Genomic DNA, 24,167 nt, shown 5'->3' on the forward strand with positions numbered 1-24,167 from the left:
GAGGCAGCCATGACTCAACAGACTTTCCTGGTGGAAATCGGCACGGAAGAGCTGCCGCCGAAGGCTCTTCGTTCACTGGCGGAATCTTTTGCCGCCAACTTCAGCGCTGAGCTGGACAACGCCAACCTGGCGCACGGCGAGGTCAACTGGTTTGCCGCACCGCGCCGTCTGGCGCTGAAAGTAGCGAACCTGAGCGCGGCGCAGGCCGATCGCGAAGTCGAAAAACGCGGCCCGGCGATTGCGCAGGCGTTTGACGCCGAAGGCAAGCCAAGCAAAGCAGCCGAAGGCTGGGCGCGCGGCTGTGGTATCACCGTCGATCAGGCCGAACGTCTGAAGACGGACAAAGGCGAGTGGTTGCTGTACCGCGCACAGGTTAAAGGCCAATCTGCGCAGCAACTGCTGGCAGGCATGGTCAGCGCTGCGCTGAGCAAATTGCCTATTCCGAAACTGATGCGCTGGGGTGATAAAGAAACTCAGTTCGTGCGTCCGGTGCATACCGTGACCATGCTGCTGGGCGATGCGCTGATCCCGGGAACCGTACTGGGTATCGACTCTGCGCGTACCGTACGTGGCCATCGTTTTATGGGCGAAGCGCAGTTCACGCTGGAAAATGCCGATCGGTATCCGCAAATCCTGCTGGAGCGCGGCAAAGTGGTGGCGGATTACGAAGCGCGTAAAGCCATCATCAAACGTGACGTTGAGCTGGCGGCCGAAAAGATCGGCGGCAAGGCCGATCTGAGCGAAAGCCTGCTGGAAGAAGTGGCTTCCCTGGTGGAATGGCCGGTGGTGCTGACCGCCAGGTTCGAAGAGAAATTCCTGGCGGTGCCGGCGGAAGCGCTGGTCTACACCATGAAGGGCGACCAGAAGTACTTCCCGGTGTACGACGCTGCCGGCAAGCTGCTGCCGAACTTTATCTTCGTGGCCAATATCGAATCGAAAGATCCTCAGCAAATTATCTCCGGCAATGAGAAGGTGGTGCGTCCACGTCTGGCCGATGCCGAGTTCTTCTTCAATACCGATCGCAAGAAGCGCCTGGAAGATAACCTGCCACGTCTGGAGACCGTGCTGTTCCAACAGCAGTTGGGCACGCTGCGCGACAAGACCGACCGTATTCAGGCGCTGTCAGGCTGGATCGCTGGCCAGATTGGTGCAGACGTCAATCACGCAACCCGTGCTGGCCTGCTGTCGAAGTGCGACCTGATGACCAATATGGTGTTCGAGTTTACCGACACCCAGGGCGTGATGGGCATGCACTATGCGCGCCACGACGGCGAAGCGGAAGACGTTGCCGTGGCGCTGAACGAACAGTACCAGCCGCGCTTTGCCGGTGATGCGCTGCCGCAATCGCCGGTGGCCTGCGCATTGGCCATCGCTGACAAGATGGACACTCTGGCCGGCATTTTCGGCATCGGGCAACACCCGAAAGGCGATAAAGACCCGTTCGCACTGCGTCGCGCGGCACTGGGCGTGTTGCGTATCATCGTTGAGAAGAACCTGCCGCTGGATCTGCAAACCCTGACCGAAGAGGCCGCGCGCCTGTACGGCAGCAAGCTGACCAACGCCAACGTGGTCGACGACGTGGTGGACTTCATGCTGGGCCGTTTCCGCGCCTGGTATCAGGAAGAAGGCCACGCGGTTGATACCATCCAGGCAGTGCTGGCGCGTCGCCCGACCAAGCCGGCGGACTTTGACGCACGCGTCAAGGCGGTGACCCACTTCCGTACGCTGGAAGAGGCGGCGGCGTTGGCGGCAGCTAACAAACGCGTTTCCAACATTTTGGCCAAGTCGACCGATACGCTGAACGATCACGTTCACGCCTCGGTGTTGAAAGAACCGGCCGAACTGAAACTGGCAACGCACCTGGTGGTGCTGCGCGACAAACTGGAGCCGTTTTTCGCCGAAGGCCGCTATCAGGACGCGCTGGTGGAGCTGGCTGCGCTACGTGCGACGGTGGATGAGTTCTTCGAAAGCGTAATGGTGATGGCAGAAGACGACGCGGTACGCGTCAACCGCCTGACCCTGCTGAGCAAACTGCGGGAGCTGTTCTTGCAGGTTGCAGACATTTCAGTGCTGCAATAACCCCGCAACGCAGGAAAACCCACGCTTTTTCCTGCGTTGTCAGCAACCTAAGGCGCCTACGGGCGCCTTTTTTACTTCTGGCGTCGCTGCTCGATGCCGGCGGCGGTCAAGCGATAGCGCCGCCAGCAACTCCGCGTCTTGTGGCGTGACTTTGGGACTAAGGATCGGCTCATGCGCTCTTTCCCGACGCTGTACCCAGCCGTTTTGCCGCCGTCAGCCAAGGGAATGCGCGGCGCAGGCGGAATCGCGTATCGGATCGCCGCCAGTTGATCTATTCTTATAGGCGCAGGGAGTGCGGAAAAAGGCAGGGAGCTGATGAAAAAGCAGGTTTATAACAGGAGTTATGTCACATGGCGGTAGGGATCCAGAGCAGAGGCATTACGCGTTGGTTGGCACCGGTATTGGCATTGTTGGTGGTCATGCAGTTGACCGCCTGTGGCGATAAAGAGCCGGAACAGCGCAAGGCATTCATTGAGTATTTACAGAATACGGTTATGCGCAGCGGAGTGAAGATCCCGACGCTGAGCGAAGACCAGAAACAGAAGTTCGGCAACTATGCCGGCGATTACGCGATTTTGGTCGGGTTTTCGCAACAATTGACCAAATCTGTGGACGCCAGCCTGACGCCGGCGCTCGACCAGATTAATCAGATCCGCAGCGCGCAGGATTATATCAGCAAGCGTGACGGGCTCCGGCAAGCGGTGGGCGCGCTCAATCTGCTTGGACAGCAGATTCAGAGTGCAAAATCGCAGGCTGATACCGCCCACGCGGCGTTGAAACAGCCGGACTCGCTGAAAGCAGTGTACAACCAGGCGTACGACAAGATTGTCACCGCACCGGCCAATGCGCTGATGCCGGCAATACCGACCACTGCCAGCTTTGTACAGGATCTGGTGCAGGTCGGGGATTACTTGCAGGCGCAGGGCAATCAGGTCAGTTTCAACAACGGCGGCGTGCAGTTCCGCAGCCAGCAGCAGGCTACGCAGTACAACACCATGATGTCGAATCTGGTGGCTAAACAGCAAGGCTTGCTGAGCGCACAAAAAGCGGTACTCGAGGTAATGCAGTAATACCTCTTCCGGAGGCGGCGCTGCCGCCTCTGTCTTCACCCTCCCATTGGTGTACTACACTTCAAAACAACGCCGTTGCGCCATGGCGTAACTTTCTTTCAGCCATGCCTGCGCGTTGCGTGACCATGGTATGAAACAACGCCGTTAGCTGGCGTTGACGCCTGGCGTGAAAATATCTTGTGATTAACATCACATTTTCAAAACAAACCCGCCATTTAACAATGTGATTAAGATCACACAAATAACGGTAAAAACGGCGTTTCACGACCGATGTGCTTTTTTTACACTGCTAAATTGTGATCTTAATCACTATAAATACCCGTTAATGGGTGTCTATTTAGTGATGTTTGTCACAAAAATTCCGCAAGGTACGCGTAGTAAACAGAGCGTGGTAGAGTCCATTTCGCATACAGCACCAACGCTGCCGGTTTACGGCAAATCGGTTCGCTACCAACAAGAAACGCGCGCTCCTTATCGTTAGCGCGTAATGCTATTACCGCTTCACTACAGGGGTGTGTTTTATGTTTTCACCAGATATCAAGGTCAAAGTGCAGAACTTTGGCCGTTTCCTGAGCAACATGGTGATGCCCAACATTGGCGCATTTATCGCCTGGGGTATCATTACCGCCTTGTTCATCCCCACCGGTTGGCTGCCGAGCGAAACGTTAGGCAAACTGGTTGGTCCGATGATCACCTACCTGCTGCCGCTGCTGATCGGTTATACCGGCGGTAAGCTGGTTGGCGGCGAGCGCGGCGGGGTGGTGGGTGCGATCACCACCATGGGGGTGATTGTCGGTGCCGATATGCCGATGTTCCTGGGATCGATGATTGCCGGCCCGCTGGGCGGCTGGGCGATCAAGCATTTTGACCGCTGGGTCGACGGCAAGATCAAAAGTGGCTTTGAAATGCTGGTGAACAACTTCTCCGCCGGCATTATCGGTATGCTGCTGGCCGTGCTGTCGTTCCTGGCTATCGGGCCGTTGGTCGAAGCATTGTCGAAGCTGCTGGCCGCTGGCGTACACGTGATGGTGGTGAACAACTTGCTGCCTTTGACGTCGATCTTCGTCGAACCGGCAAAAATTCTGTTCCTCAACAATGCCATCAACCACGGTATCTTCTCGCCGCTGGGTATTCAGCAGGCAACCGAAGCCGGCAAATCAGTCTTCTTCCTGATTGAAGCCAACCCGGGCCCGGGTCTGGGCGTGCTGATGGCGTATATGTTCTTTGGACGCGGCAATGCCAAGCAGTCGGCCGGCGGTGCGGCCATCATTCACTTCTTTGGCGGCATCCACGAAATTTATTTCCCATACGTGCTGATGAACCCGCGTCTGCTGCTGGCGGTAATTCTCGGCGGTATGACAGGGGTGTTCACCCTGACGCTGCTGAATGGCGGCCTGGTTTCCCCGGCGTCACCGGGGTCGATTCTGGCTATTCTGGCGATGACGCCAAAAGGCGCCTATTTTGCCAACCTGGCGGCGATCTGCGCGGCCTTTGCGGTGTCGTTCGTGGTGGCGGCGTTCCTGCTGAAAACCTCGAAAGTGAAAGAGGACGAAGACTCGCTGGAAGAGGCCACCCGCCGCATGCAGGACATGAAGTCTTCGTCCAAGGGGGGTAAGCCAGCGGCAAATGCGATGGTAGACGGCGACCTGAGCACGGTGCGCAAAATCATCGTGGCCTGCGACGCCGGTATGGGCTCCAGCGCCATGGGCGCCGGCGTGTTGCGCAAGAAGGTGGCCGATGCCGGGCTGAAACACATCTCTGTCACCAACAGTGCCATTAACAGCTTACCGGATGACGTTGATCTGGTGATCACCCACCGCGATCTGACCGAGCGGGCGATGCGTCATGCGCCGCAGGCGCAGCACATCTCGTTGAGCAACTTCCTCGACGGCAATTTGTACAGCGATTTGACGGCGCGCCTGCTGGCGGCCAACAAATCCAGCGACAATCAGCAGAAGGTAGTGGGCGCGCTGGACGACAGCTTTGAAGATAGCGCACAGAACCTGTTCAAACTGGGTGAAGACAACGTGTTCCTTGGCCTGCAAGCCGACGACAAGGAGCAGGCGATCCGCTTTGCCGGCGAGCAACTGGTGAAGGGTGGCTACGTTGAGCCGGAATACGTACAGGCGATGCTGGAGCGTGAAAAACTGACCTCGACCTACCTTGGCGAGTCGATCGCCGTGCCGCATGGCACCATCGAGGCCAAAGACCGCGTATTGCGCACCGGCGTGGTGTTCTGCCAGTACCCGCAGGGTGTGCGCTTCGGTGACGACGAAGACGACGTGGCGCGTTTGGTGATCGGTATTGCCGCTCGCAACAACGAACACATCCACGTCATTACCAGTTTGACCAATGCGCTGGATGATGAAACGGTGATCGAGCGACTGGCGCAAACCAATAATCCGCAGGAAGTGCTGGATCTGTTAAGCGGTAAGAAAGCCTAATCCACTGGGGCGCAGCTTGCTGCGCCCTTGTTATTTTCAAGAAGGTATCATTATGAAAGCATTACATTTCGGAGCCGGGAATATCGGCCGTGGTTTTATCGGTAAACTGTTGGCCGATGCGCACGCCGAACTGACTTTTGCTGACGTCAACCAAACGGTGCTGGATGAAATCAACCAGCGTCACGGCTACCAGGTACACGTGGTGGGCGAACAGGCGCGCGTTGAACCGGTGATCAACGTCAACGCGGTGAACAGCGGCAGTGACCAGGTATTGGCGCTGATTGCCGAGGTGGACCTCATCACCACCGCCGTTGGCCCGCAGGTGCTGGAAAGAATCGCCGGCACGCTGGCCAGAGGGCTGATCACACGCCAGCAGCAGGGCAATCAGGCCGCGCTGAACATCATCGCCTGTGAAAACATGGTGCGCGGTACCAGCCAGCTGAAGCAGCACGTGTTCGCCGCGCTGACGGCAGAACAGCAGGCGTGGGTAGAGCAACACATCGGCTTTGTCGATTCTGCGGTGGATCGCATCGTGCCCCCGGCCAGAGCCGACAGCCAGGATCCACTGGAAGTGACGGTGGAAACCTTCAGCGAGTGGATTGTCGATCAAACCCAGTTCAAGGGAACACCGCCGGCGATCGCCGGCATGGAACTGACCGACAACCTGATGGCGTTCGTTGAGCGCAAACTTTTCACCCTGAATACCGGTCATGCCATCACCGCCTATCTCGGCCAACAGGCGGGGCTGAACACCATTCGCGATGCGATTCTCGATCCGCAGATCCGCCGGGTAGTGAAAGGTGCGATGGAGGAGAGCGGCGCGGTGCTGATCAAACGCTACGATTTTGACCCGGCGAAGCACGCGGCCTACATCGAGAAAATCCTTGGCCGTTTTGAAAATCCGTATCTGCATGACGAGGTAGAGCGGGTGGGGCGCCAGCCGTTGCGCAAACTGAGCGCCGGCGATCGGCTGATCAAACCGCTGCTGGGCACGCTGGAGTACGGCTTGCCGCACGATAACCTGATCCAGGGCATTGCCGCCGCCATGCACTACCGCAGCGAACAGGATCCGCAGGCGCAAGAGCTGGTGGAACTGCTGAATACGCGCGGGCCAAAAGCCACGCTGGTTCAGCTTTCCGGTCTGCCGGAGGACAGCGAGGTTGTAGAAAACGCCGTGGCTGTGTATAACGCCATGCAACGCCGCTAGGTTTCGAGATTGGGCAGCACTCGAACTCCGCATGCACCTGGTGTACGCTCCGGGGGCGGTGTGCTGTCCACTTCCGGGCCAACCTCTATTGGCAATGAACCAAAGGGTGATGCAGCCAATCAATCACCCTATTACGCCATGCGAAAAGCGACGATGATCGAGACTCAGGCATTTGAAAATCAGGTTCTGGAAAAGCTCAACGCCGGCAAGACGGTACGCGGGTTTCTGATCGCAGCGGTTGATCTGCTGGCAGACGCGCTCAACGTGTTGGTGGTGCAGGTTTTCCGCAAGGACGACTACGCGGTGAAGTATGCCGTCGAACCGCTATTGTCCGGCGCCGGGCCGCTGGGTGAGCTGTCGGTACGGCTGAAACTGCTGTACGGGCTGGGGGTCATTTCCCGCCACGAATACGAGGATGCCGAATTGTTGATGGCGATGCGTGAAGAGCTTAATCACGACGGCGCCGAATACCGCTTTGTCGATGACGAAATACTCGGCCCGTTCGGTGAATTGCACTGCGTAACGGCGCTGCCGCCGGTGCCGACCTTCCTGCAGCCCGGCGAGGCGGATGAATCGCTGATTGCCATGCAGCGCCAGCGTTATCAGCAGATGGTGCGTTCCACCATGGTATTGTCGGTGACCGAGCTGATTGCCGGCATCGGTGCCAAACAGCCTTCGCGTCTTTCCCCTCTCGGACCGCCTTAAGCGAACGCCGCACGCCATTCGTCAAACAGTAACCAGGCCGCAGTGAGCGCCATCAGGCCGGCCATGACGCCATTGAATAACCGCAGTTTCCACGCTACGCGCAGCGCATCACGCAGCCGATCGCCCAATATCGCCCACACCATCACGCAAGGGAAGTTCAGCAGCGTAAAGCCGGCTATCACCCACAGGGTATGGCTCAGACTGGCGCCGGTGCGCGGCGTAAACAGGATCGCGACGTTAATCGCCATCAGCCAGGCCTTTGGGTTGACCGCCTGAAACAGCGCGCCGTTGACAAAGCGCATTGGCTGCGCCTGCTGTTTTGACGCCGGCGAAGCGGCATTGAACAGTTTCCATGACAGCCATAGCAGATAGGCGCAGCCGATCACCGCCAGCGGGAAACGTAATACCGTGGCCCAGCTGAGAATGGCAGCCAGCAGGCTGGTGGTCAGCGCCAACTGTATCGCACAGCCGGCGCTGATGCCGAACAGCATCGGCAGGGTACGACGCAGACCGAAGTTAACGCCGGACGAGGCCAGCAGCAGATTGTTCGGACCGGGTGTGATCGACATTACGGTCACGTAGCTGACAAAGGCTGAATCGAGCATGGCAAGTTCCTTAAACGGTTGTGGGCAACAACCTCCAGCATAAGGCGTGACCTGACGTGGTGACAGATGCAAAAAACAGCTATTGTAATGGGTACAATCATACCTAAAGCCAACTGTACCCCTTATTCGGAGAGAAACTGTGACCCTGCTTGATGAAAGCCCGGAAGTCCGCTACCTGCAACTGGCGGATACGCTGGCCGAAGCCATCCGACGCGGCGTGCTGATGCCCGGCAGTCGGCTACCCTCGGTACGACGCTGCGCACAGTCACACCGCGTCAGCATCAATACGGTGGTGGCAGCCTACCGCACGCTGGAAGATCGCGGGCTGGTCGAGGCGCGGCCGCAGTCCGGTTTTTACGTGCGCAGCATACTGCCTGCGCCAAAAACGCCTTCGGCTCCCAGTACGCGTTTCGAGGCACCGGCCGATAACGTGCTGGCGCTGATCGATACGGTATTTGCCGCGCAGCAGAACCCGGCGTTTACCAATATTTCGCTCGCCTGCCCGCAGACCGCGGATTTTTACCCCGGTGGCAAACTGAGCCGCATGTTGGCGTCGCAATTGCGCCGTCAGCCGGATCTGATCGGCAAATATGCGCTGCCGCCCGGCAGCTCACGGCTGCGTCAGCAAATCGCCCGGCGCGCGCTGACGCTCGGCATGCTGCTCGACCCGGCCGATATCACCCTGACCCACGGCTGCATGGAGGCCTTGCAGCTGGCGCTGCGGGTGACCACGCAGCCGGGGGATTGTGTTGGGCTGGAATCGCCCACCTATTTTTATTTGCTGCCGTTACTGGCCAGTCTGGGGCTGAAGGCAATTGAAATTCCCACCGATCCGCAGCACGGCCTGTCGCTGGACGCATTGGAACTGTTGCTGAGCGAACGGCGGTTGAATGCGGTGATCGCCATGCCGACGGTGCAGAATCCGTTGGGGTGCACGCTGCCGCTGGCGGCCAAAAAACGCCTGGCACGCCTGATGAACGATCATCAGGTGCCATTGATTGAAGACGGGTTATACGCCGAACTGCAATTCGGCACCAGCCAGACGCCGTCGGTTAAATCGTTCGACCGCGACGGTTGGGTGCTGTTCTGCTCCAGCTTCACCAAAACGCTGGCGCCTGATTTTCGCGTCGGCTGGGTAGCCGGTGGGCGGTTCACCGACGCGTTGCGCAAACTGAAGGCGGTTTCGTCGATGGCCGAATCGCAATTACTGTGCGAAACGTTGGCAACGTTCCTGGAAAACGGCGGCTATGATCATCATCTGCGCAATTTGCGCAAACGCTATGCCGCGCAGGTCGACGAGGCGCGGGCGCTGATTGCCCGCCACTTTCCGCGTGGCACGCTGGCAACCCAGCCAGCCGGTGGGTTTGTCTTCTGGGTGGAGTTCCCGCCGGGAGTGGACAGTGAACGGCTGTTTCATCAGTTGCTGGAAGAGCAAATCTGCCTGACGCCGGGTACGCTGTATTCGCCGAGCGGGCGTTACCGTAACGGACTGCGGCTTTCCTGCTGTTATCCGTTCAATGCGCGCTACAGCCATGCGCTGGCGCGGGTTGGTGCCAAGGCTTGCGAGATGAGCGGCCTGCCGCCGGGGATCGCAGCGGGCGGGTAACTGCGTGCGCATTTTGCTACAATGCACAAAACCCCTTTTTAACGTGCCGATTGCGGCACCCCAGGCAGACACCATGAAAGAGAAAGAAAAGGCAGAGATCAAGCGCCTTAGCGACCTGCTGGACGCACTGAACCATAAAGACGCCACCGTGATCCAACAGGGCAACCCGGATCTGATCGCACAACACCAAAAAGAAAAAGACAAACTGGCTGCGGAAATCGAGCGCTTGAAAAACGTGCGCGTCGAGAAGCTGAGCAACGAAGCGCAAAAGCTGCAACAGTTGCCGTTCAGCCGTGAAATCACCAAGAAAGAGCAGGCCGACATGGGTGCCCTGAAGAAAAGCGCACGTGGCCTGGTAGTCGTGCACCCGATGACGGCGCTGGGTCGTGAAATGGGCCTGAAAGTGGTCACCGGCTACGCGAAAAAAGCCTTCTGATGCCATACGCAGCGGGGAGAGCTGCCCCCCCGCTGTTCAATGCCGTCGCCGCCGTTAACCGAGCTTGTGAGTAACAAACGCCTTGGTTTGATACGGTACGGTGACGGTTTCCTGCCCACGCAATTCCTCTTCCTGCGCCACCAGTTGGCGAACCTGTTCGATCACCTGCTCTTGCCGTACCTGCGGCAACGCGGCGATAAAGCTGGTTGAGCGCACGCGATTATACAGCACGTCCTCGACCGTACCGCGATGACCAAAGATAAACGCCTGCTCATGCAGTGGCGCGAACCCTTTGGCGGGGAACAGTCTGCGCCATTCGCCGGTATAAAAACGCGGCGCATCGCCCTGGTAGCGGTCGACTATCTGATTCAGCTTGCGCACCCAACCGACGCGCGCATCGCGCGTATTCCACACCAGGCCGAGCTTGCCGCCGGGCTTGAGAATGCGCTGGATTTCAGCCAGTGCCTGCGGCGTCGCGAACCAGTGGAACGACTGGGCGCAGACCACGGCATCAACCGATTCATCCGCTAGCGGAATGGCATCGGCGGTGGCTGCCAGCGTCTTCACCTGCGGCAGCGCCGCGGCGAGCCGGTCCAGCATCGGTACGATCGGCTCGACGGCAATCACCTCCGCCCCGCTATCGAGCAGGCGCGGCGTGAATTTACCGGTACCGGCACCCAGGTCGATTACCGTTTGCCCTGCGTGCAGGCCAACCGCATTACGCAGCCAGTCGGCGATCTCCGTTGGGTAGCCCGGTCGTCCCTTGACGTAGCGGTCGGCGTTGCTCTGGTAACCGGTGGCCGCGGCGTGGTGAATGGACTGTGTCATATCTTCTCCTGCCATAATGATTCAGCGGCCCAGCAGGCGGCGATTAAAGTCTTCTATCCTGCCTTCGCTGATACGCAGCAGCAGGGTTTTGCTCCAGCTGGCAGACAGCCCGGCGACCGACAGTAAACGGCGATACTGCTCTTCGTCGAACGGCATGTGCCAGGCGATGCCAATGGCCTCGGCCACCGACACCTCGCTGTTGCGCGTCACCAGCTCCAGCGGACGATCGCTGCTGACCTGCCCGGGAGAAATCACCCGGTACAGCCAGCCGCAGCGGCCACTCTGCTGCATCAGCACCGACAGATCGTCAATAGCGAAATGATAGTTGAGTTTGAAGCATGGCGAGCGCGGCTGAGTTACCTGAATCAATGCCTCGCCCCAGCGGAAGATATCGCCCATAAACACCTGGTGCTCGGTCAGGCCAGCGGTAGACAGGTTTTCGCCGAACGCCGGCGCGCTGAACAGATCGGCCTGCGCCGGGAACTGTTCGCGCCAGTGGGCGTAATGTTCGCGCGGGTAGTGGCACAGCGCGCGATCCGGGCCGCCGTGAAAGCTTTTTTCTGCCTGCTGATCGCCTTCCAGGCCGAGCGGGGTCAGCTTGACGGCGCCGTCCACCTGCCGTTTGGCGATCGCGCTGGGGCGCCCGCCGTCATAGGGTTGGATCTGGCCGATATAAACTTCAGGGTGATGCATAGCGCCTCCGTTTCGCTTACCCGGCGTCCGGCAGGTCTCAAGATTGCCGCGCCGCTGGCGTGGGCGCAGGCGCTGAAACGCGCTGGCGGTGGGGTAAAGTTGTCAGGAAAACAGCATAGCCTGACTGGCGGTTTTTATGTGCGCTTTTTACCATGCTGCGCAAATTTAATTGCCCGGCGGCGGGTGGCATGCGGGATGCATTCTGGCGAACGTCAGGCAAAAAAATGCCCGCATCAAGCGGGCATCGGCAGGGCGTGGCGCGAATTACTTCTTCGCGGCGAAGCGTGCTGCCGCTTCGTCCCAGTTAACCACGTTCCAGAATGCCTTGATGTAATCAGGACGTTTGTTCTGATACTTCAGGTAGTAAGCGTGTTCCCACACGTCCAGACCAATGATTGGGAAACCGGATGCGCCGGCAACCGCCTCGCCCATCAGCGGGCTGTCCTGGTTAGCGGTGGAAACGACCGCCAGTTTGTCGCCTTTCAGCACCAGCCAGGCCCAACCGGAACCGAAACGGGTCGCAGCGGCTTTTTCGAACTCTTCCTGGAATTTCTCAACGCTGCCGAAGTCGCGCTCGATAGCCGCCTTCAGATCGCCAGACAGGGTAGTGCCGGTTTTCAGGCCTTTCCAGAACAGGCTGTGGTTAGCGTGGCCGCCCGCGTTGTTACGCATGAAAGTGCGCTTGTCGGCTGGCACTTTGTCCAGGTCCTGGATCAGCTCTTCAACGCTCAGCGAAGCCAGCTCGGGATAAGCTTCCAGCACGGTGTTGGCGTTGTTGACGTAGGTCTGATGGTGTTTGGTGTGATGGATTTCCATCGTCTGCTTGTCAAAGTGCGGTTCCAGTGCGTCGTAAGCGTACGGCAGTGATGGCAGTGAATAACTCATGATCATCGTCTCCAGTGTTGTTGGGCGGCGCAAGGTTGTAAGCACCGCGTAAGCAGTCGGATCATTATAGTTAATTAAATGATATTGAAAATGATTATCAATGCCTGATGATTTGTGTGGTTTTTATTTAATCAACGATACGCTGAGGATGGCTAAACACCGTGGCACGGCCGGTGCGGCTGAATCCGACCAGCGTCAGATTGCTGCGTTCGGCGATCTCCACCGCCAAAGAAGTGGCAGCAGAAACAACGAATAAGATTTCCACGCCGCACATGGCGGTTTTTTGTACCATTTCGTAACTGGCGCGGCTGGAGGCCAGCACCGCGCCGTGCTGCCAGTCCTGTCCGGCGCGCACGCCGAGCAGTTTGTCGAGCGCCACGTGGCGGCCAATGTCTTCACAGCCGCCCAGCATCTCGCCCTGTGGCGTGATCCAGCTGGCAGCGTGGGTACAGCCGGTCAATTGACCGACCTGTTGCACCTGGCGTAACTGTTCCAGCGCGCGATCGAGGTTGCTAAGGGAAAAGCGCTGGCTGAACGGCAACGGCGGGATGGGGCGGTAGATCTCCGCCAGCTGTTCGATACCGCACACGCCGCAGCCGGTGCGGCCGGCCAACGCACGACGGCGCAGCTTGAGTTCGGCGAAACGGCGACTGGAAAGCTCGATATCCACTTCCAGTCCGTTACAGACCTGATTAATCTCTATACTGTAAATGTCGCGCGGTGACGCGATGATGCCTTCCGACAGGGAAAATCCCAGGGCGAACGCCTCGAGATCCTTGGGAGAACACATCATCACCACGTGCGAAATACCGTTATAGACCAGAGCTACCGGCACTTCTTCCGCCAGCCAGTCCTGTTGGGCAGTAGCCAACTGACCGCGTTGAAATACCGTAGTGCGACTCACGCCTGTGAGCGCGATCGCATTTGTTTGCTGCTCTAGGTCTATATTGTTCACTTTACTGGCACCTGTTTGTAACAACCACAGTTACCGTATGGTAATATGTGGCGGTTGTATCGTTATAAATATAACAACGGTTATTTTAGCGCTTCACGCTTCGGCGGGGAAAGCGCATTCGAAACAATGTGACAATCGCGATAGAGAAAGGAGATCCCCATGCAGGTCAGCAGAAGGCAGTTCTTTAAGATCTGCGCTGGCGGTATGGCAGGAACGACGGTAGCCGCTTTGGGGTTTACCCCGGAACTGGCGCTGGCGGAAACGCGGCAGTACAAACTGTTGCGCGCCCGTGAAACCCGTAATACCTGTACGTATTGTTCCGTCGGCTGCGGGCTGTTGATGTACAGCCTTGGCGATGGCGCCAAAAACGCCAAACAAAGCATTTTCCATATCGAAGGGGATCCGGACCATCCGGTCAACCGCGGCGCGCTTTGCCCGAAAGGCGCTGGTCTGGTGGATTTCATCCACAGCGAAAGCCGGCTTGAATACCCAGAATACCGTGCACCCGGTTCCGACAAATGGCAGCGCATCAGCTGGGATGACGCGTTTACCCGCATCGCCAAACTGATGAAGGAAGACCGTGACGCCAATTTCATTGCCAAAAATGAACAGGGCGTGACCGTCAACCGCTGGTTGAGCACCGGCATGCTGTGCGCATCGGCATCGAGCAACGAAACCGGTTATTTGACGCAAAAATTTAGTCGCGCTCTCGGCATGCTTGCCGTAGACAACCAGGCGCGTGTCTGACACGGACCAACGGTAGCAAGTCTTGCTCCAACATTTGGTCGCGGTGCGATGACCAACCACTGGGTTGATATCAAGAACGCGAATCTGGTTATCGTCATGGGCGGTAACGCGGCCGAAGCGCATCCGGTGGGTTTCCGCTGGGCGATGGAAGCCAAAATTCATAATAAAGCCAAGCTGATCGTCATCGATCCGCGCTTTACCCGTACGGCATCAGTGGCGGATTTCTATACGCCAATCCGTTCCGGCACCGACATTGCCTTCCTGTCGGGCGTACTGCTGTACCTGATGACCAACGAAAAAATCAACCGCCAATACGTTGAAGCCTACACCAACGCCAGCCTGCTGGTGCGTGACGACTTCAGCTTCGAAGACGGCCTGTTCAGTGGCTACGACGCGGAAAACCGCCGCTACGACAAAACCAGCTGGAACTATCAGCTCGACGAAAACGGCTATGCCAAGCGTGACGTCACGCTGCAGGATCCGCGCTGCGTGTGGAATCTGCTGAAACAGCACGTCAGCCGCTATACCCCCGAGGTGGTGGAAAATATCTGTGGCACGCCGAAGGCGGATTTCCTCCAGGTGTGCGAATACATCGCCGAAACCAGCGTGAATGACAAAACCGCCTCGTTCCTGTACGCCCTTGGCTGGACACAGCACTCGGTCGGCGCACAGAACATCCGTACCATGGCGATGATCCAGCTGTTGCTCGGCAACATGGGCATGGCAGGCGGCGGGGTTAACGCCCTGCGCGGCCACTCCAACATTCAGGGTCTGACCGACCTTGGCCTGTTGTCGCAGAGCCTGACCGGCTACATGTCGCTGCCGTCCGACAAGCAGACCGATCTGGACAGCTACCTGGCCGCCAACACGCCGAAGGCGCTGCTGCCGGGGCAGGTGAACTACTGGAGCAACTACCCGAAATTCTTTGTCAGCCTGATGAAGAGCTTCTACGGCGACAAGGCGCAGAAGGACAACGCCTGGGGCTTTGACTGGTTGCCGAAGTGGGACAAGGGCTACGACGTACTGCAATATTTCGAAATGATGTCGCAGGGCCAGGTGAATGGCTACTTCTGCCAGGGCTTTAACCCGGTGGCGTCGTTCCCGAACAAAAACAAGGTGATCGCCTCGCTCTCCAAGCTGAAGTTCCTGGTGACCATTGACCCGTTGAACACCGAAACCTCCAACTTCTGGCAGAACCACGGCGAGTTCAACGACGTCGATCCGGCGAAGATTCAGACCGAAGTGTTCCGCCTGCCGTCCACCTGCTTCGCCGAGGAAAACGGCTCGATCGTCAACTCCGGTCGCTGGCTGCAATGGCACTGGAAAGGCGCCGACGCCCCGGGCGAAGCGATGAACGACGGGGAAATCCTGGCGGGCATCTTCACCCGTCTGCGCGAGATGTATGCGCGCGACGGCGGCGCGGTGCCGGAACCGGTGCTGAACATGAGCTGGGACTATCTGACCCCGGACAACCCTGCCTCGGAAGAGGTGGCGATGGAAAGCAACGGCAAGGCGCTGGCCGATCTGCTGGACGCCGACGGCAAAGTGGTGGTGAAGAAAGGCGAACAGCTCAGTTCGTTTGCGCAATTGCGCGACGACGGTACCACCGCCAGCGGTTGCTGGATCTTCGCCGGCAGCTGGACGCCGGCCGGTAACCAGATGGCGCGCCGTGATAACGCCGATCCATCCGGACTGGGCAATACGCTGGGCTGGGCCTGGGCATGGCCGCTCAACCGCCGCATTCTGTATAACCGCGCATCGGCGGATCCGTCCGGCAAGCCGTGGGACGCCAGGCGCCAACTGCTGGAGTGGGACGGTGCCAAGTGGTCCGGCGCGGATATTCCGGACTACAGCACCGCCGCACCGGACAGCGACGTCGGGCCGTTCATCATGCAGCCGGAAGGCATGGGCCGCCTGTTCGCCACCGACAAGATGGCGGAAGGGCCGTTCCCGGAACACTACGAGCCGTTTGAAACGCCGCTCGGCACCAACCCGTTGCACCCGAACGTGGTGTCCAACCCGGCGGCGCGCGTGTTCAAGGACGATCTGGCGGCGATGGGCACTTCCGACAAGTTCCCGTATGTTGGCACCACCTATCGTCTGACCGAGCATTTCCACTACTGGACCAAGCACGCACAGCTCAACGCCATCGCGCAGCCGGAACAGTTTGTTGAAATCGGTGAGAAACTGGCGGAGAAAAAAGGCATCAAGCACGGCGACACGGTGAAAGTCAGCTCCAACCGTGGCTTTATCAAGGCCAAGGCGGTGGTGACCAAGCGTATTCGTACGCTGCAGGTTAACGGGCAGGAGGTGGACACCATCGGCATCCCGATCCACTGGGGTTATGAAGGCCTGACGAAGAAAGGCTTTATCGCCAATACCCTGACGCCGTTCGTCGGCGACGCCAATACGCAAACGCCGGAGTTCAAGGCGTTCCTGGTCAATGTGGAAAAGGTGTAACGGAGACGAGTTATGGCCATGCAATCTCAAGACATTATTCGTAAATCCGCTACCAATGGCTTCACGCCGGCGCCGCGCGCGCGCGACCACCAGGAAGAAGTGGCGAAGCTGATCGACGTCACCACCTGCATCGGCTGCAAGGCCTGTCAGGTGGCCTGTTCCGAATGGAACGATATCCGCGATGAAATCGGTCACAACGTTGGGGTGTACGACAATCCCGCCGATCTGACCGCCAAGTCGTGGACGGTGATGCGTTTCTCCGAAGTGGAGGAGAATGGCAAACTGGAGTGGCTGATTCGCAAGGACGGCTGCATGCACTGTGCCGATCCGGGCTGCCTGAAGGCCTGCCCGTCGGAGGGGGCGATTATCCAGTATGCCAACGGCATCGTCGACTTCCAGTCGGAGCATTGCATCGGCTGCGGTTACTGCATCGCCGGCTGTCCGTTCGATGTGCCGCGCATGAACGAGCAGGACAATCGGGTGTACAAATGCACCCTGTGCGTCGATCGCGTCGACGTCGGCCAGGAACCGGCCTGCGTGAAGACCTGCCCGACCGGGGCGATTCACTTCGGCACCAAGGACGCGATGAAGCAAGTCGCCGCCGGGCGCGTCAGCGAACTGCAAACCCGCGGCTACCAGAACGCCGGTCTGTACGATCCGGCGGGCGTGGGCGGTACCCACGTGATGTACGTGCTGCATCACGCCGACAAACCGCAGCTGTATCACGGTTTGCCGGACAATCCGACCATCAGCCCGGCGGTGACGTTCTGGAAAGGGGTATGGAAGCCGTTGGCGGCTATCGGCTTCGCGGCCACCTTCGCAGCCAGTATCTTCCACTACGTCGGCGTGGGGCCAAACCGCGTCGAAGAGGAAGACAACGACGAGCTGCATGATGAGGAGACGCGCAAATGAGGAAGGAAAAGCCAATTCAGCGTTACAGCGCGCCGGAGCGGATTAACCACTGGATCGTGGCGTTCTGCTTTATGCTGGCAGCCATCAGCGGGCTGGGGTTCTTTTTCCCGTCCTTCAACTGGCTGATGAACATCTTCGGTACGCCGCAGCTGGCGCGCATCCTGCACCCGTTTGCCGGCGTGGTGATGTTCGCGGCGTTTCTGCTGATGTTCCTGCGCTACTGGAAGCATAATCTGATCAACCGTGAAGACATCGTCTGGGCCAAAAACATCCACAAAATCGCCATGAATGAGGAGGTGGGTGACACCGGACGTTATAATTTCGGTCAGAAATGCGTATTCTGGGCGGCGATCGTCAGTCTGGTGCTGTTACTGGCCAGCGGTATCGTCATCTGGCGGCCGTACTTCGCCCCGGCGTTCTCCATCCCGCTGATCCGCATTGCGCTGCTGGTGCATTCGCTGGCGGCGGTGGGGCTGATTATCGTGATTATGGTGCACATTTACGCCGCGTTGTGGGTAAAAGGCACCATCACCGCGATGGTTGAGGGCTGGGTGCCGGCCGCCTGGGCCAAGAAACATCATCCGCGCTGGTACCGAGAGGTCCGCGAAAAACAACAGGAAGATAAACCCTGATGAGTATCCGCATCGTTCCTAAAGAGCAGTTAGGGGCACAGCGTGAGAAGACGACGGCGGCGGAAGCAATTCCGCCGTTGCTTTTCGCCAATCTGAAGAGCCTGTACGGCCGTCGCGCTGAACGCCTGCGCCAGCTGGCTGTCGATCATCCGCTGGGTGATTACCTCAACTTTGCCGCAACCATTGCCGAGGCACAGCAGCATGCGCTGCATGACAACCCGCTGACGCTGGATCTGTCCGATGCTCTGAGCCAAAGTGCTGCCAGCGGTAAACCGCCGCTCGACGTCGGCGTTTATCCGCGCAGTGAACACTGGCAAAAACTGCTGACGGCGCTGATGGCCGAGCTGCGCCCACAGGCGCCCGATCACGTCGCGGTGGTGCTGGATAAGTTGGAAAAAGCCTCCTCCCACGAACTGGAGCTGATGGCTGGCGCGTTGCTCAACCGTGAATTTGCGCAGGTCGGCAGCGAAAACGCGCCGTTCATCTGGGCGGCGCTGTCGCTGTACTGGGCGCAAATGGCCAGCCTTATCCCCGGCAAGGCGCGCGCCGAATATGGTGAACACCGGCAGTTTTGCCCGGTGTGCGGCAGCATTCCCGTCTCCAGTATGGTACACATCGGCACCGTCAACGGCCTGCGCTACCTGCACTGCAACCTGTGCGAAAGCGAATGGCATGTGGTACGGGTGAAGTGCAGCAACTGCGAGCAGAGCCGCGATCTCAACTACTGGTCGCTGGACAGCGAGCAGGCGGCGGTGAAGGCGGAAAGCTGTGGCGACTGCGGCACCTATCTGAAGCTTCTGTATCAGGAAAAAGATCCTAAGGTGGAAGCGGTAGCCGACGATCTGGCCACGCTTATCCTTGACGCCAAAATGGAAGACGAAGGGTTTGCCCGCAGCAGCATCAACCCGTTCCTGTTCCCGGGCGAATAGGATGGTCGTCGGAGGCGTGGTTTGCCGCGCCTCTGTTACCAGCATTAACGTGTTCTTACCTGCGACTTTCCTTTTAATCGGGGATAGCGCATGGCAGGGTTGCCACCGGGGCTGGTAAATTCCCGTTGCAAGTCTCTGGAGCTACCTGTGCGCAGGGCCATGCTTGGCTATTGAAGGCTGCTCACCCGTTATTCGCCCGGAACGGGCTTGCCGGTGCCGCCTTACCGGCTCTTTCCGTCCTGATTCAGCATCTCATCTCCCCAACCAGCGCCGGGCTCCCTGCCAGCAGCCGACCCGGGGTATACCCGCGTTGAGCGCTATCGGCATTTCTCATCTGCTCGGTAATGGTTAATTAAAACTAAATCATTCCCCCCACGGCGCGAGCCGGATTTATATTCCCCCCCTCGCTCCATGGCGCGTATTGACAGGTCAGGATGGGCAAACGGTCGCTGGGCAAAGGGGACAATAATGAGGAACACCCCATAAACTCGCGCGCGGCAGCAGTCGGTCTGTAATGGATTAAATGTATATAAATCAATCGGATGGGTTATGAAATACATTGACATCATCAAGATGAAAAATTATAATGGGCTTCAGGGCTTCAGGGCTTCAGGGCTTCAGTTCAGTCACACTTCTATTCATCCTCCTGTTAATCAGCCACTGCGCGCATGCCGTCGTTGACGATCCCTATATTGATAAAAACAAAAGTGTCAGCTACGCCTTTGATAAAACCCAGGGGGCGCTTTCGACCGCCGCTGCCGGCAGGTTATGGATCTGGCGGGCAGAAAAGGGGGGCAATAGTGAACCTGATTCTGATTCACGCAGCCGGGACTCCTGGATCTGTAACAGCGCATCCTCGGTTGAGACCGGAGCCTGTCCTTTTTCTAGTCCTGGCGGGGGTACCAGCGATATAAAGATAAAGTTCACGGAAAAAAGAAGCCGACTCTCGGTGATCCTGACGCTGAAAGGTCAGATTTTTGGTTATGCCAATCCTGCCAACGGCTGCAATCCCTATACTGGGGGCTGGCCAATACAATCTATCGGTTATAATACTTGCTACAATAAGCCCTACAATGGCCGGGTGCTGGACGTCTGGCTCCCGTCGGCCGAGGCGGATCGCATTCCTACCGGCGGCGTCTGGGAGGCCAGCCTGGTGCTGTATCAGTTTCGTCTATCTACCTATACAAGAGCGGCCACCTGGGCGGCCAATATTACCCTCAATATCACCGACAAAAATAACGGCGCCATCTACCTGCCGGCCTTTGGCAGCGCCACGCCGCGGGTTGATCTCAACCTGCGCACCCAGCCCCTTTCCACCGCGCCCGGCGGTCAGGTGTCCGGTAGCGCCACCATCGACACCTGCCTGTACGACGGCTACAACGCCAACAGCCCGTGGCTGAAGCTCAGCATATCCGATCTGTTGCCCGCCGGCGGGCGGGGAGCCGATATCTTCTCGCTGATCAATAGCGCCAACGGCACCAGCCGCATTGACTACCGCGTCTCACTCAATTACAACGGCCGGCCTCAGGCGGTGAATAACGGGCAGGAAATTACCCTGACCGGGGTCGACGGCGCGCTTATCCGCCCCGTCACGCTGCCGGGTATCCCCTTCCCGGTGGTGTGCACGCCCACACCGCTGACGCTTGCCGTGCTGCCGTTTGCCAAGGCCAGCCGGGCGGCCGGGCGCTATACCGGTACGCTGCGTCTGAAGCTGAGCGCCACTGCGCTGGCACCCTGAGGCCACGCCGCCGGCAATGCGGCCGGCGGCGTGGCTGGCAACATATCCGGCAGGCGGCGGGAGCAAAAGCGCCGTTCATCTGGGCGGTGCTGTCGCGGTACTGAGCGTAAAGGGTCAGCCTTATTCCCGGCCAGGTGCCGCGCGCAGGGCAATGCTCAGTCACCCGTTATTCGCCCGGAACGGGCTTGCCGGTGCCGCCTTACCGGCTCTTCCGGCCTGATTCAGCATCTCATCTCCCCAACCAGCGCCGGGCTCCCTGCCAGCAGCCGACCCAGGGTATACCCGCGTTGAGCGCTATCGGCATTTCTCATCTACTCGGTAACGGTTAATTAAAACTAAATCATTCCCCCCACGGCGCGAGCCGGATTTATATTCCCCCCCTTGCTCCATGGCGCGTATTGACAGGTCAGGATGGGCAAACGGTCGCTGGGCAAAGGGGACAATAATGAGGAACACCCCATAAACTCGCGCGCGGCAGCAGTCGGTCTGTAATGGATTAAATGTATATAAATCAATCGGATGGGTTATGAAATACATTGACATCATCAAGATGAAAAATTATAATGGGCTTCAGGGCTTCAGGGCTTCAGGGCTTCAGTTCAGTCACACTTCTATTCATCCTCCTGTTAATCAGCCACTGCGCGCATGCCGTCGTTGACGATCCCTATATTGATAAAAACAAAAGTGTCAGCTACGCCTTTGATAAAACCCAGGGGGCGCTTTCGACCGCCGCTGCCGGCAGGTTATGGATTTGGCAGAAAGAAAAGGGGGGCAACAGTGAACCTGACTATTATACACGCCGCCGAGACTCCTGGATCTGTAACAGCGCATCCTCGGTTGAGACCGGGGCCTGTCCTTACTCTTCTCCAACCGGAGCTAATAAGGGTACCAGCGATATAAAGATAAAGTTCACGGAAAAAAGAAGTCGGCTCTCGGTGATCCTGACGCTGAAAGGTCAGAATTTTGGTTATGCTAATCCCGCTACTGGCTGTGATCCCTATTTTTTTGGCTGGCCAATCCAAGCTGACATGTATGGTATTTGCAACAACGGCGGAGTGCAATTTAATGGCAAGGTGCTGGACGTCTGGCTCCCGGCGGCCGAGGCGGATCGCATTCCTACCGGCGGCATCTGGGAGGCCAGCCTGGTGCTGTATCAGCGTCGTAGTTTCACCAATACAAGAGTGGCCACCTGGGCGGCCAATATTACCCTCAATATCACCGACAAAAATAACGGCGCCATCTACCTGCCGGCCTTTGGCAGCGCCACGCCGCGGGTTGATCTTAACCTGCGCACCCAGCCCCTTTCCACCGCGCCCGGCGGTCAGGTGGCCGGTAGCGCCACCATCGACACCTGCCTGTACGACGGCTACAACGCCAACAGCCCGTGGCTGAAGCTCAGCATATCCGATCTATTGCCCGCCGGCGGGCGGGGAGCCGATATCTTCTCGCTGATCAATAGCGCCAACGGCACCAGCCGCATTGACTACCGCGTCTCACTCAATTACAACGGCCGGCCTCAGGCGGTGAATAACGGGCAGGAAATTACCCTGACCGGGGTCGACGGCGCGCTTATCCGCCCCGTCACGCTGCCGGGTATCCCCTTCCCGGTGGTGTGCACGCCCACACCGCTGACGCTTGCCGTGCTGCCGTTTGCCAAGGCCAGCCGGGCGGCCGGGCGCTATACCGGTACGCTGCGTCTGAAGCTGAGCGCCACCGCGCTGGCACCCTGAAGCCACGCCGCCGGCAATGCGGCCGGCGGCGTGGCTGGCAACATATCCGGCAGGCGGCAGAGCCAATTTCAGATTCCTTATCTGGCATTCATCCAGGTGACTTGCTACGTTTACGCAATGACGCGCAACGCGATAAGGAAAGGGACGATGCTAAAGACGATAGCAAAATTTGCCACGGTGGCCGCACTGGTCACCGGTTTGGCCGCCTGTGACAACCCCGATACCAAGCAGCCGACGGTGCCAAAACCCGACCCCAAACCCACCGCTGCACAAACCGCGCCGCCGGCGCCAAAGCCTGAAGAACCCAAACCTGCGCTGCCGCAGGGCCTGAGCGTCTCGATGCAAAAGGGCCGGATCACCTTTGAACTGCCGCCGGGTTTTAGCGATCAAACCAAATACAGCGGTATTATCAACGACAGCAAATCCAATATTCAGCTGTTCCTGGACAGCAAGTCGCGCCAGCGTACGGTGTCGTCCGAAGTGATCCCGCCGGACGGTATGAAGCTGAATAACAGTGATAAAATGCTTAATGAGCTGATGCAAAGCATGATGACCGAGCTGTCCGATCGCTATCAGAACATCAAGCGAACCAAAGAAGAAAACCTGGTGATCGGCAAACAGAAGTTTCACCGTCTGGATACCGAACAGAGCGTCAACGGGCAAAAAGTGGTTTCCACCATCATGCTGACGGTGTTCAATAAACGCGTAGTCACCTTGCAAATGCTTTCCCCGGCCAAAACGCCGGAGGTGCATCAGGCGCTGGTGCAGCGGATTATCGATACGCTGACGGTGAAATAACAACGCAGTGGTTTGCCAACCGAGGGGGAATACTGATGAGGCTTATTGGCAGTTACACCAGCCCTTTTGTACGCAAAATCTCCGTAATGCTGTTGGAAAAGGGCATGGTGTTCGAATTCGTCAATGACCCGCCGTACGAAGCCGGTACCCGGGTGGCGGAGTTTAATCCGCTCGGCAAGGTGCCGGTATTGGTGACCGATGACGGCGAGGCGTACTACGACTCGCGGGTGATTGCCGAATATCTGGAACTGTTGCCCGACACCCCGGCTTTTTTGCCGGCCGATCGCGCTGGCGCGCTGCGCATTCGCCAGATTGAAGCCTTGGCGGACGGCGTGACGGAGGCGGCGGCAACGCTGTTTCGTGAAAGCCGGCGCGCGCCGGAAAAACAGGATGAAGGCTGGATGCTACGACAGCGCGAAAAACTCCAGCAGGGGCTGGACGCGCTCGAAGCGCTGGCGCAGGAGCAAACGCTGCTGAACGGTGAACGGCTGACGCTGGCCGATATTGCTACCGGTTGTGCGCTGGGCTACCTGAACTTTCGTCGTATCCTGCCGAACTGGTGCGTTGGGCGCCCGACGCTGATCAAGCTCGCCGAACGGCTGTTTGCCCGTGAGAGCTTCGCACGTACTCTGCCACCGTGATTTCCTTATTTTTCCCGGGCGCCACGTCGCGCCCGCTTTGCTGATACCGATAAAAAATAGAGCCCCC

General features: G+C 58.5%; 20 protein-coding genes. 15 read left to right on the forward strand and 5 right to left on the reverse strand.

Translation table 11 applies throughout. From position 1 onward, the window contains the following. Positions 1-9 precede the first annotated feature (9 nt). From glyS to NYE85_RS05060, 5 genes are all read left to right on the forward strand, one after another. Entirely contained in the window at positions 10-2,079 is a 2,070-nt protein-coding gene (glyS, locus tag NYE85_RS05040; protein ID WP_259003489.1) for a glycine--tRNA ligase subunit beta, read from the forward strand. Between the two features lie 350 nt (positions 2,080-2,429). Then, a complete protein-coding gene (locus tag NYE85_RS05045; protein ID WP_259003490.1) occupies positions 2,430-3,149 on the forward strand; it encodes a DUF3053 domain-containing protein in 720 nt (239 codons plus the stop codon). Between the two features lie 521 nt (positions 3,150-3,670). Beyond that, positions 3,671-5,593: a PTS mannitol transporter subunit IICBA gene (locus NYE85_RS05050; protein WP_259003492.1), complete on the forward strand. Its 1,923-nt coding sequence runs from the start codon at positions 3,671-3,673 to the stop codon at positions 5,591-5,593. 52 nt (positions 5,594-5,645) lie between these two features. After that, positions 5,646-6,800, forward strand: a complete 1,155-nt coding sequence (locus NYE85_RS05055; RefSeq protein ID WP_259003494.1) for a mannitol-1-phosphate 5-dehydrogenase — start codon at positions 5,646-5,648, stop codon at positions 6,798-6,800. Positions 6,801-6,953: 153 nt separating this feature from the next. Further along, a complete protein-coding gene (locus tag NYE85_RS05060; protein WP_259003495.1) occupies positions 6,954-7,505 on the forward strand; it encodes an MltR family transcriptional regulator in 552 nt (183 codons plus the stop codon). On the opposite strand, the gene NYE85_RS05065 is transcribed toward NYE85_RS05060, so the two are convergent. Continuing rightward, positions 7,502-8,110, reverse strand: a complete 609-nt coding sequence (locus tag NYE85_RS05065) for a LysE family translocator (protein WP_259003496.1) — start codon at positions 8,108-8,110, stop codon at positions 7,502-7,504. The two genes, NYE85_RS05060 and NYE85_RS05065, sit on opposite strands and share 4 nt — an antisense overlap. Before the next feature lie 139 nt (positions 8,111-8,249). Between NYE85_RS05065 and NYE85_RS05070 the strand changes: the two genes are divergently transcribed. Beyond that, the gene (locus NYE85_RS05070) at positions 8,250-9,716 is read left to right on the forward strand and encodes a PLP-dependent aminotransferase family protein (RefSeq protein ID WP_259003498.1); all 1,467 of its coding nucleotides are present in this window, start codon (positions 8,250-8,252) and stop codon (positions 9,714-9,716) included. A gap of 73 nt (positions 9,717-9,789) precedes the next feature. Then, positions 9,790-10,152: a YibL family ribosome-associated protein gene (locus NYE85_RS05075; RefSeq protein ID WP_259003500.1), complete on the forward strand. Its 363-nt coding sequence runs from the start codon at positions 9,790-9,792 to the stop codon at positions 10,150-10,152. Between the two features lie 54 nt (positions 10,153-10,206). Here the strand turns inward: NYE85_RS05075 and NYE85_RS05080 are convergent, their stop codons facing one another. The 4 genes from NYE85_RS05080 to fdhD all read right to left on the reverse strand — a co-directional run bounded on the left by NYE85_RS05080 (position 10,207) and on the right by fdhD (position 13,504). Further along, positions 10,207-10,980, reverse strand: coding sequence for a class I SAM-dependent methyltransferase (locus NYE85_RS05080; RefSeq protein WP_259003501.1), 774 nt, complete (start codon positions 10,978-10,980; stop codon positions 10,207-10,209). A gap of 21 nt (positions 10,981-11,001) precedes the next feature. Beyond that, positions 11,002-11,673, reverse strand: a complete 672-nt coding sequence (gene yiiM, locus NYE85_RS05085; protein WP_259003502.1) for a 6-hydroxyaminopurine reductase — start codon at positions 11,671-11,673, stop codon at positions 11,002-11,004. 264 nt (positions 11,674-11,937) lie between these two features. Next, positions 11,938-12,558, reverse strand: coding sequence for a superoxide dismutase [Mn] (gene sodA, locus NYE85_RS05090; RefSeq protein WP_259003503.1), 621 nt, complete (start codon positions 12,556-12,558; stop codon positions 11,938-11,940). A gap of 127 nt (positions 12,559-12,685) precedes the next feature. Next, positions 12,686-13,504, reverse strand: a complete 819-nt coding sequence (fdhD, locus tag NYE85_RS05095) for a formate dehydrogenase accessory sulfurtransferase FdhD (RefSeq protein WP_405050655.1) — start codon at positions 13,502-13,504, stop codon at positions 12,686-12,688. Positions 13,505-13,672: 168 nt separating this feature from the next. On the opposite strand from fdhD, the gene fdnG reads away from it, so the two are divergent. The 8 genes from fdnG to NYE85_RS05135 all read left to right on the forward strand — a co-directional run bounded on the left by fdnG (position 13,673) and on the right by NYE85_RS05135 (position 24,100). Continuing rightward, positions 13,673-16,720, forward strand: a complete 3,048-nt coding sequence (gene fdnG, locus NYE85_RS05100) for a formate dehydrogenase-N subunit alpha (protein WP_259003505.1) — start codon at positions 13,673-13,675, stop codon at positions 16,718-16,720. A gap of 12 nt (positions 16,721-16,732) precedes the next feature. Continuing rightward, on the forward strand, positions 16,733-17,632 hold the full coding sequence (fdxH, locus tag NYE85_RS05105; protein ID WP_259003506.1) for a formate dehydrogenase subunit beta: 900 nt from the start codon (positions 16,733-16,735) through the stop codon (positions 17,630-17,632). Next, complete coding sequence (gene fdoI, locus NYE85_RS05110) at positions 17,629-18,264, forward strand: formate dehydrogenase cytochrome b556 subunit (protein WP_259003507.1); 636 nt, start codon at positions 17,629-17,631, stop codon at positions 18,262-18,264. Before fdxH ends, fdoI begins: the two co-directional genes overlap by 4 nt. After that, the gene (fdhE, locus tag NYE85_RS05115; RefSeq protein WP_259003508.1) at positions 18,264-19,193 is read left to right on the forward strand and encodes a formate dehydrogenase accessory protein FdhE; all 930 of its coding nucleotides are present in this window, start codon (positions 18,264-18,266) and stop codon (positions 19,191-19,193) included. The genes fdoI and fdhE overlap by 1 nt, the downstream gene beginning before the upstream one ends. 586 nt (positions 19,194-19,779) lie before the next feature. Continuing rightward, positions 19,780-20,931, forward strand: coding sequence for a CfaE/CblD family pilus tip adhesin (locus NYE85_RS05120; RefSeq protein ID WP_309600849.1), 1,152 nt, complete (start codon positions 19,780-19,782; stop codon positions 20,929-20,931). A gap of 563 nt (positions 20,932-21,494) precedes the next feature. Next, a complete protein-coding gene (locus NYE85_RS22725) occupies positions 21,495-22,661 on the forward strand; it encodes a CfaE/CblD family pilus tip adhesin (RefSeq protein WP_309600850.1) in 1,167 nt (388 codons plus the stop codon). Positions 22,662-22,808: 147 nt separating this feature from the next. Next, positions 22,809-23,459, forward strand: coding sequence for a DcrB-related protein (locus tag NYE85_RS05130; RefSeq protein ID WP_259003513.1), 651 nt, complete (start codon positions 22,809-22,811; stop codon positions 23,457-23,459). Between the two features lie 35 nt (positions 23,460-23,494). Continuing rightward, the gene (locus tag NYE85_RS05135; RefSeq protein WP_259003514.1) at positions 23,495-24,100 is read left to right on the forward strand and encodes a glutathione S-transferase; all 606 of its coding nucleotides are present in this window, start codon (positions 23,495-23,497) and stop codon (positions 24,098-24,100) included. Positions 24,101-24,167 lie beyond the last annotated feature (67 nt).

This window comes from Serratia sp. AKBS12 (assembly GCF_024793895.1).
In the GTDB taxonomy this organism is placed as follows: Bacteria; Pseudomonadota; Gammaproteobacteria; order Enterobacterales; family Enterobacteriaceae; genus Serratia_F.

Excerpts from the sequence above, each read along its gene's own strand:
- glyS (WP_259003489.1), top strand. The coding sequence starts at position 10 with ATGACTCAACAGACTTTCCTGGTGGAAATCGGCACGGAAGAGCTGCCG.
- NYE85_RS05045 (WP_259003490.1), top strand. The coding sequence starts at position 2,430 with ATGGCGGTAGGGATCCAGAGCAGAGGCATTACGCGTTGGTTGGCACCG.
- NYE85_RS05050 (WP_259003492.1), top strand. The coding sequence starts at position 3,671 with ATGTTTTCACCAGATATCAAGGTCAAAGTGCAGAACTTTGGCCGTTTC.
- NYE85_RS05055 (WP_259003494.1), top strand. The coding sequence starts at position 5,646 with ATGAAAGCATTACATTTCGGAGCCGGGAATATCGGCCGTGGTTTTATC.
- NYE85_RS05060 (WP_259003495.1), top strand. The coding sequence starts at position 6,954 with ATGATCGAGACTCAGGCATTTGAAAATCAGGTTCTGGAAAAGCTCAAC.
- NYE85_RS05065 (WP_259003496.1), bottom strand. The coding sequence starts at position 8,110 with ATGCTCGATTCAGCCTTTGTCAGCTACGTGACCGTAATGTCGATCACA.
- NYE85_RS05075 (WP_259003500.1), top strand. The coding sequence starts at position 9,790 with ATGAAAGAGAAAGAAAAGGCAGAGATCAAGCGCCTTAGCGACCTGCTG.
- NYE85_RS05080 (WP_259003501.1), bottom strand. The coding sequence starts at position 10,980 with ATGACACAGTCCATTCACCACGCCGCGGCCACCGGTTACCAGAGCAAC.
- yiiM (WP_259003502.1), bottom strand. The coding sequence starts at position 11,673 with ATGCATCACCCTGAAGTTTATATCGGCCAGATCCAACCCTATGACGGC.
- sodA (WP_259003503.1), bottom strand. The coding sequence starts at position 12,558 with ATGAGTTATTCACTGCCATCACTGCCGTACGCTTACGACGCACTGGAA.
- fdxH (WP_259003506.1), top strand. The coding sequence starts at position 16,733 with ATGGCCATGCAATCTCAAGACATTATTCGTAAATCCGCTACCAATGGC.
- fdoI (WP_259003507.1), top strand. The coding sequence starts at position 17,629 with ATGAGGAAGGAAAAGCCAATTCAGCGTTACAGCGCGCCGGAGCGGATT.
- fdhE (WP_259003508.1), top strand. The coding sequence starts at position 18,264 with ATGAGTATCCGCATCGTTCCTAAAGAGCAGTTAGGGGCACAGCGTGAG.
- NYE85_RS05120 (WP_309600849.1), top strand. The coding sequence starts at position 19,780 with ATGGGCTTCAGGGCTTCAGGGCTTCAGGGCTTCAGTTCAGTCACACTT.
- NYE85_RS22725 (WP_309600850.1), top strand. The coding sequence starts at position 21,495 with ATGGGCTTCAGGGCTTCAGGGCTTCAGGGCTTCAGTTCAGTCACACTT.
- NYE85_RS05130 (WP_259003513.1), top strand. The coding sequence starts at position 22,809 with ATGCTAAAGACGATAGCAAAATTTGCCACGGTGGCCGCACTGGTCACC.
- NYE85_RS05135 (WP_259003514.1), top strand. The coding sequence starts at position 23,495 with ATGAGGCTTATTGGCAGTTACACCAGCCCTTTTGTACGCAAAATCTCC.